This window comes from Streptomyces sp. NPDC001787 (genome assembly GCF_040297465.1).
Lineage (GTDB): Bacteria > Actinomycetota > Actinomycetes > Streptomycetales > Streptomycetaceae > Streptomyces.
The window spans coordinates 23,751-37,189 of sequence record NZ_JBEOZE010000009.1; the positions used below are offsets into that span (position 1 = coordinate 23,751).

A 13,439-nucleotide genomic window follows, 5' to 3' on the forward strand; every position below is an offset into this window, starting at 1 on the left:
GCCGATCAAGATCGGCGGGCGCTATCCGTACGCGTACTCAGGAAGCCCGCTCAGGACCGTCGCCGCTGTCGCCGCTGTCGCCGCCCGCGCCGCCGGCGCCGTCGTCCAGGGCGGACACCCGGGCGCTCTCCTCGCGCAGCACCTGCCGGCACAGCGCGTCGGCCATGCGGGTCGTCTCCGGCTGCCGGAAGCGGCGGGCCAGCCGCAGGGTGTGGGCGCAGGCGTTGTCCAGGCCGATCCGGTGGCCGACGGAGACGAAGACCGGTTTCGTGCCGTTCTGGGTACGCAGGGCCCGGCCCACCACCTCGTCGCCGTCGAGCAGCGGTGAGGTGTCGCCGCGCAGGGGTCCGGGGGCTTCGTACGAAAAGGTGAACGGGTTCTTGCCGACGCCGATGACCGGCAGGCCGGTGAGGACGCCCAGGTGGCTGGCCAGCCCGAAGCGGCGCGGGTGGGCCAGCCCGTAGCCGTCGCAGATGACGACGCCGGGGTCGACGGTCAGCGACTCCAGGGCCGCCAGCACGGTGGGCATCTCCCGGAAGGCGAGGAGACCGGGGATGTACGGGAAGGTGACGCGGCCGACGGCGGTGGCCTCGTCGACCACGTCCAGGGTCGCGGCGTCCAGGACGACGGCCGCCGCGACGACGATGTCCCGCTCTTCGTCGTAGGCGACATCCACCCCGGTCACCTGGCCGGCTCCGGGTTCCGGTCCGGCCTCGTCGAGCACCACCCGCGAACGCAGGGCGTCCTGGATCGCTCGTGCCTCGGCCTCGTCGGCGGGCGTCTCGACGGCGGGCAGTCCGTCGGCCGGCATGGGGAGATTCGTCATAGTGCGGCCCAGCTTAAGCGCTGCCCCGCAGTCCCCCGCGGGCGCGCGTGCGGATCCGGCGGGCGGGCCGGGGCTCCCGCGCACGGCCGCCGGACGGACCCGGCGGACGGCCGGGATCCCGTAGCCTGACGATCATGTTCGTACTCGAATTGACCTACACCGCCCCGGTCGAGCGCGTCGACGCACTGATGCAGGACCACGTCAGCTGGCTGGACGAGCAGTACGCGGCGGGCGTGTTCATCGCCTCGGGCCGCAAGAATCCCCGGGACGGCGGGGTGATCATGGCGGTCGGGGACGACCGCGCGCAGATCGAGAAGATCGCGGCGGCCGACCCCTTCGCGGCACACCAGGTGTGCGCGTACCGGATCACCGAGTTCATCGCGACGAAGACCTCGCCCGAACTGACCCCGTACCAGCAGCAGTCACCCGTCCGATAGCCGTACGGCCGGGCAGGCTCAGGAACCGAGCCGGGCCACCCTGCCGCGCTCCCCGGCGGCCCAGCAGCCGAAGTCGGGGGTGCAGTCGACGGTGTCGTACGAACCCGTGTCGACCGTGCGCCAGGTACGGCCGCCGTCGCGTGTGAGGTCGGTGCCGGTGGGGCCGACGGCCAGCGCGGCGGACCCGCTGTGCGCGAGCCAGGCGACACCGGAGCGGTAGGCGGTGGGCGGGGCCGCCGAGCGGCGCCAGCCGCGACCGCCGTCGGAGGTCACCGCCGCGGCGTTCGGTGACGCCTGGTCAGGACGGTAGTCGCCGCCGACCGCGATGCCGTGCTTCCGGTCGCGGAAGGCGACGCCGAAGACGCCTCGCGCCGGGTCCCCCGCCGGGAGGGTGGACTCGGTCGCCGTCCAGGTCCGGCCGCGGTCCCCGGAGTGCAGCACCCGAGCGGTGGCCGCGCCGCCGGTGGTCAGCCAGACGTCCTTCGGACCCGAGCCGACCAGGCACTGGCCGCTCGCGGCGAAACCCGCCTCGCCGGGCAGGGCGGCGGGCATCCCTGCGGAGGGGAGGACCTTCCAGTTGCGGCCTCCGTCCGCCGTGGACAGGATGCGGAACTTCCCGTCCACCGGGTCGCTCATCGCCAGTCCGTGCCGGCTGTCGAAGAACGTCATGCAGTCGTAGAAGGCGCGGGGGTCGGCGTTACGGAACGACTCCGTCCAGGTGGCTCCGCCGTCATCGGTGCGCAGGACCCGGGACGCCTCGCCCTCGCCGATGGCCAGCACCACCGCGCGGCGGCTGTCGAAGGCCTCGATGTCGCGGAATTCGAGGTCCGCCGCTCCGGGCGGCGACACCGTGCGCCAGTTCCGGCCACCGTCGGCCGTCCGCAGGACCGTACCCCTCGTTCCCGCGACCCAGGCGGTGTCGCGGCTGACGGCGGCCAGCCCGCGGAAGCGTGCGTCGGTTCCGGTGCTCGTGAGCCGCCAGCCCCGTGCCGCTCGCGCCGCCTGTGTCTGTGGTGATGCCTGTGCCGCGTGGGCTGTTGGTGCCGCGGGCACCGCCTGTGCTGTCGGTGCCGCCTGCGCTGTCGGCGCGGCCAGTGCGGCGGTCACGGCCGCCCCGCACATCGCCAGCGACATCAGCCGTCTCGTCTTCCCCATGGCCCTCATGGCGCTGGAAGTTAACCCACGGGCGGCGGTCAGTCCAGGGTGTGGCACCCATGACCGGGCGCCCGAGCGGCGGCGTCGTGTTCGGTGACGCAGCTCACGCCACCCGCCAGTGCACGGATCCCGGCGTTCCGTCGTCTACTCCAATGCCGGGAGCCGTTCACCCAGCAGCGAGAGGGAGCAGGTCTTGTCCAGCGTTATCGAGCAGTCCGTGCAGGCCCGCATGGTCGCATCCGCTCCGCAGATGGAGACCCTGCCCGCCACCTTGCAGTACGACCGCAAGGACCCGTTCGCCGTTCGCATGGCCTTCCCGGCCCCGGCGACCCTGGGGGGTACGGAGGTGTCGTGGGAGTTCTCCCGCGAACTGCTCGCCACGGGCGTGGACGCGCCGGCCGGTGTCGGTGACGTACGGGTACGGCCGTTCGGCTACGAGCGGACGGTGCTGGAGTTCCATGCCGTCGAGGGCATCGCCATGGTGCATGTGCGTACGGCCGAGCTCCGGCGCTTCCTGAAGCGGGCCCAGGACATGGTGCCGGTCGGCGACGAGCACCGGTTCCTGGACCTCGACCGCAGCCTCACCGATCTGCTGGGCGGCGCCTGCTGACACCCGAGGGGCGCCCGCACGCCCGTCACAGCGGGTGACCGTTCTCCTCCGCGGGGCGCTAACGGTGGAGTAACGCCCAGGTCTTGGAGCCGCCCGAGGGAGTCATCGCGGGCGCCAGCCCCCAGTCCCCGCCGCGCTCGTCCACCGCCGCCGCCAGCAGCCACATGCTCTCGCTGCGGCGCTGTCGGCATGCCTCGTGGCGCTCGGCCGCGTCGTGTGCCGGATGCTGGTCGTAGAGGGTGATGCGCAACGCGTCGAACTGCCAGTGGACCTTCAGCAGCATCTCGCGGTCGGGCGTGAACCGGTAGGCAGCCGCGACCAGTTCGGACGCCGCCAGGACCGCCGTCTCGCACAGGTCGGCGAGCCCATGTCTCTCCAGCAGCTCACGCACCGCGCCGCGGGCCAGCCCCGCGCAGTACGCGCCGCCCGGCAGGGCGAAGGAATAGCTGAGATTGTCCGGCACCGGTGGGCGGGGTCCCTCGGGAAGGGAGGCCGGGAGGCCACGGAGTGCGCCCTTCATCCAGATACTCACATTTCTCGTACATGTGGGGGCGATCACACACAGGCACGGTCGCCCCGTGTGAGACTTGCGCTACCGACCGTAGCGCACACCGGAGCACAGTGCTACTACTTGTGTGGTTCCGGTCATTTCGCCGACCCCTCACCCGGAAGGACCTCAACCGTGCCGCCCAGGAGCACCCCGACGGCCCGACAGCAACGCCTCGGCTACGAGCTGCGCAAGCTGAGGGAACAGTCCGGCATGTCGGTCCAGCAGGCCGCCGCCCTGCTGGGGGTCGACCGCACCCGCATCCCGAACATCGAGTCGGGGCGCTTCGGCATAAGCGCCGAACGGGTACGGACCCTGGCCTTCAATTACGGCTGCCCGGACTCCGGACTGGTCGACCTGCTCGCCGAGATGGCACAGGAGCGGGCCAGGGGATGGTGGGAGGAGCACCGCGGGCTGCTCCTTCCGGGCCTCCTGGATATCGCCGAACTCGAATACCATGCGGTGGAGTTGAACACGTCGACCACAACCCACATCCCCGGCCTCCTGCAGACCGAGGAACACGCGCGGGCGGTGTTCGACACCGCCGATCCCCAGCTGCCGGGACCGGACCTGCTCGCCCGGCTGTCGCTCCGGCTGCGCCGACAGGAGGTGCTGGTGCGGGACCGTCCCCCGCTGTACGAGGCGGTGATCCACGAAGCGGCGCTGCGCATGCAGTTCGGGGGTCCCAAGGTGAGCGGCGCCCAACTGGCGCACATCCTGGACCAGTCCGAGCGGGACCGGATCACGGTCCGGGTCATCCCCTTCACGGCCGGCGGTTTCCCCGGGGCCGGGCAGTCCTTCACCTACGTCGGCGCCGCGGTCGCGCACCTCGACACCGTGCAGCTCGATTCCTCGCACGGTTCGATGCTGCTGGACTCCGATATGCAACTACGCCGCTACCGCGGACTGTTGGACCGGCTGCGCTCGCTCGCTCTGCCCGTCCAGGAGTCACGTGACTTCATCAGACGCATAGCCCAGGACCTCTGAGGAGAGAGATCATGACCGAAATCAGCTGGGACGACGCCTTCTGCAGCGAGGGCGCGAACTGCTTCCGCTTCGGCCGGGACGACCAGGGAAGGGCCTACATCGGGTCCACCACCGACACCGGTACGTACATCAGCGACTCCATGGAGGCGATGCACGCCCTGATCGCCGCGGTGAAATCCGGCGCCGCGGACCATCTGCTCTGACCTCGCCCCGCCTCACCCCCCACCCCCCACCACTCACCACTCACCACCGCGAACGCCCCGTGCCCCCGTGCGGCGCCGCTCCGAGTACGCCGACAGCTCTGAGCGGCCCACTGCCGGGGGCCCGCGGGTGCCGGCCGGCGCCCTGATGAATCACGACAGAAGTTGTCCGGTATCCCGGTTAGCTTCGCGGGCATGGAACACAGAGCGGACCGGCACATCATCATCACCGGCGCGCGCGAGAACAATCTCCGCGATGTCTCCCTCGCCCTCCCCAAGGGCCGCATCACCGTCTTCACCGGGGTCTCCGGCTCGGGCAAGTCCTCCGTCGTCTTCGACACGGTCGCCGTCGAATCGCAGCGTCAGCTGAACGAGACCTTCACCTGGTTCATCAGGAACCGGCTGCCGAAGTACGAACGGCCGCACGTGGAGTCCGTCGAGAACCTGTCGGCGGCCATCGTCGTCGACCAGAAGCCGCTGGGCGGCAATGTGCGCTCCACCGTCGGCACGATGACCGACATCTGGTCGGTCATCCGGGTGCTGTTCTCCCGGCACGGCACTCCGAGCGCGGGCGAGGCGACCGCGTACTCCTTCAACGATCCCAGCGGGATGTGCCCGGAGTGCGACGGGGTGGGACGCACGGTCCGCCTGGACCTCGACCGCGCCGTGGACCCCTCGAAGTCGCTGAACGAGGGGGCCCTGCTGCTGCCCGGACTGTCGGTCGGCAGCTGGGAATGGAATCTGTACGCCGGATCGGGGCGCTTCGACAACGACCGGCCGCTCGGGGAGTACACGGAGGAGGAACGCCGGCTCCTCTTCCACGGAGCGGGGTTCAAGGTGCGCCTGGATCTGCGGACGACCTCGGCGGACATGCGGTTCGAGGGCGTCGTGGACCGCTTCAACCGGCTCCACCTCAACCGGGACACCGGGTCGCTCTCCGAGAAGCGGCGCGAGGCCGCGCGCCGCTTCACCGTCGAGGCGGTGTGCGCCTCCTGCGACGGCGCCCGGCTCAACGCGGCGGCGCTCGCCACCCGTATCGACGGGCTCTCCCCGGCCGACTACGGGCGGATGGAGGTGGCCGACCTCATCGGCGTACTGGCCAGGATCGACGACCCGGTGGCGGCACCGATCGCCCGCGCCGCCCGCGAGCGCCTGGAACGGCTGGCCGGAATCGGGCTCGGCTACCTCAGCCTGGACCGGGAGACCACCACGTTGTCGGGCGGTGAGGGGCAGCGCCTCAAGATGGTGCGCCATCTGGGGAGTTCACTCACCGGTCTGACGTTCATCTTCGACGAACCGAGCATCGGTCTGCACCCGCGCGATGTCGGGCGGCTCAACGATCTGCTGGTACGGCTCCGCGACAAGGGCAACACCGTGCTGGTCGTCGAGCACGACCCGGATGTGATGGCCGTCGCCGACCATGTCGTGGACATGGGCCCGGCGGCCGGGGCGGAGGGCGGGCACGTCGTCTTCGAGGGGCCCTTCGAGCGGCTGCGCGCGGCCGACACCCTCACCGGCCGGTGCCTGCGCCGCCGCACGCCGTTCAAGGAGACCGTCCGCTCCCCCGTCGGGTGGCTTCCGGTGTCCGGCGCCGCCCTGCACAACCTCAAGGGCCTGGACGTGTCCTTCCCCGCGGGCGTGCTGACGGCGGTGACCGGGGTGGCCGGTTCCGGCAAGTCCACGTTGGTCTCGGAGGTGTTCACGGCGGCGTACCCGGAAGCGGTGGTCATCGACCAGACCGCCATCACCGCCTCGTCCCGCTCCACCCCGGCCTCGTACATCGGCGCGCTGGACGCCATCCGCAAGGTCTTCGCCAGGGAGAACGGCGTCGATCCGGGACTGTTCAGCTTCAACTCCTCCGGGGCCTGCGCCGAATGCGCCGGCCGCGGCCTGATCTTCACCGACCTCGCGTTCATGGACCCGGTCACCACGGTCTGCGGAGCCTGCGAGGGACGCCGTTTCCACGACGACGTGCTCGGGCACCGGGTCGGCGGCAGGTCCATCGTCGACGTACTGGACATGACGGCGTCCCAGGCGGTGGAGCTGTTCGAGGATCCGGCACTGCTGCGGAAACTGCGGGCGCTCGACGAGGTCGGACTCACCTACCTCACCCTGGGCCGGCCCCTCGGTTCGCTCTCGGGCGGCGAGCGCCAGCGCATCAAGCTGGCGACCCGGCTGCACCGCACCGGCAGCGTGTACGTCCTGGACGAGCCGACCACCGGTCTGCACATGGCGGACACCGGCACCCTCGTGGACCTGCTGGACCGGCTGGTCGACGCGGGCAACACCGTGATCTGCGTCGAGCACAACATGGATGTGGTCAAGCGGGCGGACTGGGTGATCGACCTCGGCCCCGACGGCGGAAGGAACGGCGGAGAGCTGGTCTTCGAAGGCACCCCGGCGGCGCTCGCGGCACACCCCACCTCGTTCACAGCGGCCTGGCTGCGCCCGGACACGGACAGAGAAGCGGGCTGCGAACAGTAGGCAGGGGACAGCGGAACCGGCACCTCACACAGCCGTGACCTGCACACATAACAGCACGTAAGCGGACGCCCCCGGGGACGGGCTTGGCTTCGGCCTTACCGTCGCTTTAACCTACGGTCACGTAACCTACGAAGCCGTAGGTAATTCTCCCGTCCCCAGGAGCTCCCCGTGACGATCACCTCTCCCCACCTCGGCAGTTCGAAGGCGTGGACCGACGCCCAGCTGCTGTACGCGCTGGAAGAGGTGGTGGAGAAGGAACTCAACCGCCATCTCAAGGTGGCCAAGGACTGGATGCCCCACGAGTACGTCCCGTTCTCCGACGGCCGGAACTTCCCCGGCGTCTTCGAGGACGGCGACCCGTGGGCGCCGGACCAGTCCAAGGTGACCGACATCGGCAAGATCGCGTTGGTGGTGAACCTCCTCACCGAGGACAACCTCCCCAGCTACCACCACGAGATCGCCTCCCTCTTCGGCCGCGACGGCGCCTGGGGCACCTGGGTGCACCGCTGGACGGCGGAGGAGGGCCGGCACGGCATCGTGATGCGTGACTACCTGCTCACCTCGCGCGCCGTCGACCCGGACAAGCTGGAGCAGTTCCGCATGGCGCACATGGCGGAGGGCTTCGAGTCGGACAACCGTCACTCGATGCTGCACTCCGTCGCGTACGTGGCCTTCCAGGAGCTGGCGACCCGGGTCTCGCACCGCAACACCGGACACCAGTCGGGCGACCCGGTCTGTGACCGGATGCTGGCCCGGATCGCGACCGACGAGAACCTTCACATGGTCTTCTACCGCAACCTCCTGGGCGCCGCCTTCGAGCTGGCCCCGGACCTGACCATGCAGGCCGTGCGCGATGTCGTCGTGAACTTCCGGATGCCCGGACACGGCATGCCCGGCTTCGAGCGGGCCGCCGCGCAGATGGCGATCGGCGAGATCTACAACATGCGCATCCACCACGACGACGTGATCCAGCCGGTCCTGCGCTTCCTGAAGGTCCTCAACATCGACGGGCTCGGCCCGGAGGGGCTGAAGGCGCAGGAGGAACTGGGCCTGTACATGGGCGGGCTGGACGGAGAGGCGTCGAAGTTCGACGAGAAGCTCGCCGCCCGCAAGGCGCGGATGGCCGCGCGCGGCCGGTCCTGACCACCCCCGGCCGGTCCTGACCGCTCCAGGCCCGGCCCCCGCTCCACCGAGCGCCGGACGGCCCCACCACGGGCCGTCCGGCGCTCGCGCCGTTCCCTCTGCCCCGGCCCGTCACTCGGGTGCGGTCACCTCCGCGTACGCCACGTCCCGTACATCGGCGGACGGGTGCTGGCGCAGCATGCGCAGCCGGGTGCGCCAGGGGCCCGTCCAGCCGGTGCGCCGGCCGCCGGCCACCGTCAGTTCCGCCGCGAACAGCCCCTCGGCGGGGTCACCGCCCTCCGTGAGGCGCGCGGCGACGACGAGCAGGGTGTCGAGGTCGCCGGCCGGCGCCGTGTCCGGAGCGGCCGTCCGCCGGCCGAGCGTGCGCGCGGTACGCGCGGCGAGCACCGGACGCCCGCGGTGCAGCGCGGCGAGCCGGACCAGCGCGGAGTGCACCGCCTCCGCGTCCGCGTCCAGGTCCACCGCGTGCGCGAGCAGATCGGCGGCCTGCGGCACGAGGTCCCGGTATCCGGCGAGGACCTCCCCGGCGGCGCTGAGCACCGGCCGCGTCCGCCCGCGCCGGGCCGCGGTCCGCCGGCCGAGCGCCTCGGCCAGATACACCACCCGCTGCCGGGCGGGCCTGTCCCGCTCCGCGCCCGCCTCGTCGGCCGTGTCGTCGGTGGCCAGTGCCGTCAGAACCCGGTTCAGCGCGTCCGCCGCCTCCGGGGCCGCTCCGGCGGCCCCGATCAGCGCGTCCGCCGCGGAGCGCCAGGTCCCGCGCCGGTCCAGGAAGGTGATCGCGTCCACCAGGACGTCGCACGCCTCGGGCGCCCACGGCAGCCAGCGGGCGAGCGCGTGGTGGCCCCGGGCGGCGAGTTCCTCGTCGTCGGTGTCGCAGACCCGCTGGACCAGCCGGGCGTACCGCTGCCGGTGCCCGGCGGCCAGCTCCGCCGGGTGCGCGCGCAGGACGGCGGAGCGCAGCGCGCGGTCGCCGCCCGCTGCGTCGGTCATCACCTCCCACACGCGCTCGTCGTCGAGGAGTGCCGTACCGAACGCCACACAGGCGGCCCGTACATCGGGGTGCTGGCCGGGAAGCCCGTACGCGTGGGCGAGCAGCGCCGCCGCGCGAGCGGTGGGCATCCGCACCGCCGCCAGCCGCACCACTTCCTTGCGGCTGGTCACCTTGCCGGTGCCGGGCGCGGTGCGCGCGGCCAGCAACTCCTCCAGCACGGAGGGCCGTACGAGGAGGGAGGCCCGGCCCGCCGCGTGGACCGCGACGCGGGCGCGGTCGTCCCCGGTGTGCGCCAGCAGGTCGGGCAGCACCTCGGCCGGGCTGTCGGTACGGGCGAGGGCGGCGAGCGCCGCCTCGGCGAGCACCACGGTGGGCGAACCGGTCCAGGGACGCAGGGCATCGGCGCCGATCCCCGGCAGACCGGCCAGCTGCCCGATGGCCGCCGCCCGGGACCACAGCGGCAGTCCCTCGTCCCGGGCGGTCCGTTCCAGGTCCCGCGCGGCCGCCCGGTGCTGACGCGGCACCCAGCGCACCGCGTCGGCCCCCACGGGAACGCTCCAGGGGGTGGCGCGGCCGAGGAACCGTCCCCAGGGCGGTGATTCCCCGAGGAAGCGGTCGAGCAGATCGGTACGGCGTCCGGTGAGCACCCTCCGCACGGCGGGCAGGGCCGCCGCCGAGGGGTCGCGGTCCAGGATGCGTTCGACACGCTCGTCCTGGTGCGCTGACGGCTCCAGCCACAGCCCGATGGCGGCGCGGGCGCCGGAGTCGTCGCCGTAGAGGACGGCCTGCCGGAGCAGTTCCTGGAGGCCGGGCATGGCGGCGGCGCGGCGTCCGACGGCCCGGGTGAGGGCGAGGACGAGCCCGTAGTCCGACCGTTCGGCCCCCGCTTCCAGCCAGGGCCGCAGGGCCTCGAACACGGTGTGCTCCTGGCCTCGGCGCAGGGTCCTGTCGAGCCGGCCGAGATCCGCGCTGCCGCTGTTCCCGGTGATCCGGACCAGGGTGCGCAGGGCCCAGTTGAGCAGGGCGCGCTGCCCGGTGACCGCGTGTTCGCGCAGGACGGCCACGGCGAGGGCGCTGAGCGCCGACCGGGTCGTCGCCGAGGAGTCACGGGCCTCCACCGCGTCGGCGGCGATCCGGTCCAGCAGGGGCTCCACGGCGTCCGTGCAGAGCGCGGGAGAGGTGGCGAGCAGGGCGCGCAGCGCGGCGGAGCGGACCGGGTCCTGTTCGTTGCGCAGCCGGAGCATGTCGTCCAGGACGGTGGCGACGGCGGCCGGGTCGGCGGAGCGGCCCGCGTTGCGGATGAGCAGCGACCAGCCCTCGGCGCGGTCGTCGGCGGCGGGCGCGCGGGTCGCCTCCAGCAGCCGTTCGCGTACCTCCGCGACGGGCAGATACGACTCGGCGAGCAGCACCGTGTTCCGGTCGGCGCCCCGGTCCCGGGCCCGCGCGGCCATCCGGCGGGCCACTGCCGCCACATGGGTCCGGGGCAGCACGTCCAGCAGGGTGGTGTCGACGGTGCGGGCCGTGCCCTCGCTCCGGTTGTCGAGGACCGCTTCGCAGAAGGCGCCGCGGCGGCCCGGCGGCAGGGCCAGGACCAGCCGGGCGAGCAGATCCCCGGAGTCCGCCGCGGTCCGGCCGAGTTCGACGAGGAGCGCGTCGGGGACCGTCCGGGCGAGGCGGCGCAGCAGGACCCCGCTGAACACCCCGGCCGGTGGCAGCGCGAATCCGTCGGGTCCGAGGAACAGCCGTACGAAGCGGACCGGGTCGGCGGCGAGGAGTTCGCCGAGCCCGCGGCGCACCGGGAGCGCGGAGGGCCCGTGGCGCTCCAGGAGGTCGAGGACCCGGTGCGGGAGGTGCGCCGCGGCGGCGGTGACCCCGCGGTCGTGGCCGTACCACTGCCACCAGTCGTCGCGCCGTGTCCCCGGCCGCGCCGCCAGGTCGCGTTCCGCGGCGTCGAGGAACGGGCGGGGGTGGCGGGCGCCGAGCGAGCTCCAGCCGCTCACGGAGCGGAACAGTCCGGGCAGCAGGCGGTCCACCACTCCGGCCGAACAGCCGGGCAGCAGCCGGGAGGCCTCGGTGTCGCCCCAGGTCTCCCGCAGCGGGTCTATCAGCCGGTCGGCGAGTCCGGTGCGGCGGTCGGCGACGATCGCCCGGATCAGATGACGGCGTACGGCGGCCGGCGCGTCGTCGAGCGCCGCCTCGTAGGCGGTGTCCGGTACGGCGAGACTGCGCGCCACCCGCAGCGCCACGCCCCGGACCCGCGAGTCACCGTCGGCGATCCTCGCCTCGATCCACCCGGCGTCGCCGCCCACGGCCGCCGCGACGACGGCGAGATGACGCTCGTAGGGATCGCCGCCCTCCAGCTCCTCCAGGACCGGCCGCAGCACCCCGTCGGCGGCCAGGCGCCGTGCGCGCACGGCGAGTTCCCGCATGCGCCGCGGATAGGGCAGGGGCTCCAGGGCGTCGAGGAGAGTGCAGGCCAGGACGAGGGGCTGAGCGTCGGTCATGGGGTGATTCTGCCGTGCCGGACAGGATCACCCCAGAGGTTTACGCTCCGCGTCCAGAAGCTGCCCCGTCCCTGGGGGCGGGGTCCCGGGGGTCACCACGCCGCCTCCTCGTAGTCCTTGAGGAAGACGCCGGACAGGGGCGATCCGGCCTCGCCCCGCACGATCGGGTCGTAGACGCGGGCCGCTCCGTCGACGATGTCCAACGGGGTACGGAAGCCTCCGGCGGCGAGCCTGCGCTTCTTCGGCGCCGGGTTCTCGTCCGTGATCCACCCGGTGTCCACGGCGCACATGTGCACGCCCTGCGCGGCGAGTTCGGCCGCGCTGGTGCGGGTGAGCATGTTCAGCGCGGCCTTGGCCATGTTGGTGTGCGGATGCCCGCCCGTCTTGTTGCGGACCGCGAACCGCCCTTCCACCGCCGTCACATTGATGATGTAGCGGCGCGGCGCCGGCGCGGCCAGCAGAAGCGGCAGCAGCCGGTCGCAGAGCAGCGCGGGTGCCAGCGCGTTGACCAGCTGCGTCTCCAGGAGTTCGGCGGGGTCGAGCGAACCGAGGCGCGCGGACCAGGAGTTGACGGGTGCGGTGTCCGGCAGCAGCCCCGCCTCGTCGGCGTCGGGCAGCAGGAGGGCTAGGGCGCCGCGGGCGGACGGGCCCTCGACGGCGGACATCGGCGCGTAGCCGGGCGCGCCGAGCACCCCGGGCGGCAGCTCCCCCCGCTCCCCCGCGGTGAGCAGGGCGTAGGCCCCGGGTGGCCGCCGTACGGTCTGCGCCGCGTTGTTGACCAGGATGTCGAGGGGTTCACCGGCTTCCCTGAGACGCTCGCAGAGGCCGAGGACCTGGCGCGGGTCGCGGAGGTCCACGGCGAGCACGGTCAGCCGGCCCAACCACTCCGGGCTGTCGTCCACGGCCCGGAACCGGCGCAGCAGGTCGTGCGGGAAGCGGGTGGTGACGAGGAGTTCGGCACCGTCCCTGAGTATCATCAGCGCCAGCTGGAAGCCGATCTTGACGCGGCCTCCGGTGAGCAGGGCCCGGCGTCCGGACAGGTCGGTGGAGAGCCGCCGGCGGGCCCGGTTCCGCGCCGAGCAGTCCGGGCAGAGGCGGTGGTAGAAGGAATCGACCTGGCGGTAGGGCGACTTGCAGACGTAGCAGCGGTGCGAGCGGTTCAGCACTCCTGCCGGAGCGGAGTCGTCGGGCGGCGTGGCCAGGGGCGCGTCCTCACGCCGTCCGAGGGCGCCCGTGGCGGTGGAGGAGACGACGGCGGCGTCCGCGTCGGCGCTCCGGTCGCCGAGCGCCTTGCGGCGTCTGACCCGGCCGTCGCGGGTGAACGAGGCGGCGACCTGCTCGGCACGGAGCCGGACCGGGTCATCGGCGGGAAGCGCGCGGAGCCGGCCGACGAGCCGGCCGAAGTCCGCCAGCTCCTGATCGGTGACCCGCGTGCCGGTGTCCGGACGACGGTGTCCTGCCTCGTCCGCGTCCCGGTGCCCGGTCGCGCGAGCGCCGCCCTCGTCCGTGCGGTCACGGTCCCTTGCCGCCGCGTGCGGATCCATCGTCCTGCTCC

The 13,439-nt window shown here is 72.7% G+C and carries 11 protein-coding genes; 6 read left to right on the forward strand and 5 right to left on the reverse strand.

What is annotated here, in order from left to right:
* Positions 1-37: 37 nt before the first annotated feature.
* On the reverse strand, positions 38-826 hold the full coding sequence (locus ABT170_RS15020) for an endonuclease V (RefSeq protein ID WP_351867514.1): 789 nt from the start codon (positions 824-826) through the stop codon (positions 38-40).
* A gap of 134 nt (positions 827-960) precedes the next feature.
* On the opposite strand from ABT170_RS15020, the gene ABT170_RS15025 reads away from it, so the two are divergent.
* Positions 961-1,263 carry a YciI family protein gene (locus ABT170_RS15025; RefSeq protein ID WP_329946762.1) on the forward strand — a complete coding sequence of 101 codons (303 nt, stop codon included), beginning with the start codon at positions 961-963 and terminating at the stop codon, positions 1,261-1,263.
* Between the two features lie 18 nt (positions 1,264-1,281).
* On the opposite strand, the gene ABT170_RS15030 is transcribed toward ABT170_RS15025, so the two are convergent.
* Positions 1,282-2,427 (reverse strand): WD40/YVTN/BNR-like repeat-containing protein, encoded by a 1,146-nt coding sequence (locus ABT170_RS15030; RefSeq protein WP_351867517.1) that lies wholly within the window; start codon positions 2,425-2,427, stop codon positions 1,282-1,284.
* 184 nt (positions 2,428-2,611) lie between these two features.
* Between ABT170_RS15030 and ssgD the strand changes: the two genes are divergently transcribed.
* Complete coding sequence (gene ssgD, locus ABT170_RS15035) at positions 2,612-3,028, forward strand: spore wall synthesis regulator SsgD (protein ID WP_329946760.1); 417 nt, start codon at positions 2,612-2,614, stop codon at positions 3,026-3,028.
* Positions 3,029-3,086: 58 nt separating this feature from the next.
* Here the strand turns inward: ssgD and ABT170_RS15040 are convergent, their stop codons facing one another.
* Positions 3,087-3,491: an ATP-binding protein gene (locus ABT170_RS15040; protein ID WP_329946759.1), complete on the reverse strand. Its 405-nt coding sequence runs from the start codon at positions 3,489-3,491 to the stop codon at positions 3,087-3,089.
* 219 nt (positions 3,492-3,710) lie between these two features.
* On the opposite strand from ABT170_RS15040, the gene ABT170_RS15045 reads away from it, so the two are divergent.
* The 4 genes from ABT170_RS15045 to ABT170_RS15060 all read left to right on the forward strand — a co-directional run bounded on the left by ABT170_RS15045 (position 3,711) and on the right by ABT170_RS15060 (position 8,389).
* Complete coding sequence (locus tag ABT170_RS15045; protein ID WP_329946758.1) at positions 3,711-4,562, forward strand: Scr1 family TA system antitoxin-like transcriptional regulator; 852 nt, start codon at positions 3,711-3,713, stop codon at positions 4,560-4,562.
* Between the two features lie 11 nt (positions 4,563-4,573).
* On the forward strand, positions 4,574-4,765 hold the full coding sequence (locus ABT170_RS15050) for a hypothetical protein (RefSeq protein ID WP_329946757.1): 192 nt from the start codon (positions 4,574-4,576) through the stop codon (positions 4,763-4,765).
* Between the two features lie 192 nt (positions 4,766-4,957).
* Positions 4,958-7,246, forward strand: a complete 2,289-nt coding sequence (locus tag ABT170_RS15055; RefSeq protein WP_351867522.1) for an ATP-binding cassette domain-containing protein — start codon at positions 4,958-4,960, stop codon at positions 7,244-7,246.
* A gap of 168 nt (positions 7,247-7,414) precedes the next feature.
* Complete coding sequence (locus ABT170_RS15060; RefSeq protein WP_266925789.1) at positions 7,415-8,389, forward strand: acyl-ACP desaturase; 975 nt, start codon at positions 7,415-7,417, stop codon at positions 8,387-8,389.
* A gap of 111 nt (positions 8,390-8,500) precedes the next feature.
* Here ABT170_RS15060 and ABT170_RS15065 read toward each other — a convergent pair whose 3' ends face one another.
* Together ABT170_RS15065 and ABT170_RS15070 are read right to left on the reverse strand one after the other, a co-directional pair.
* The gene (locus ABT170_RS15065) at positions 8,501-11,884 is read right to left on the reverse strand and encodes a hypothetical protein (protein ID WP_351867525.1); all 3,384 of its coding nucleotides are present in this window, start codon (positions 11,882-11,884) and stop codon (positions 8,501-8,503) included.
* 92 nt (positions 11,885-11,976) lie between these two features.
* A complete protein-coding gene (locus ABT170_RS15070) occupies positions 11,977-13,428 on the reverse strand; it encodes an SDR family oxidoreductase (RefSeq protein WP_351867527.1) in 1,452 nt (483 codons plus the stop codon).
* Between the last annotated feature and the right edge of the window lie 11 nt (positions 13,429-13,439).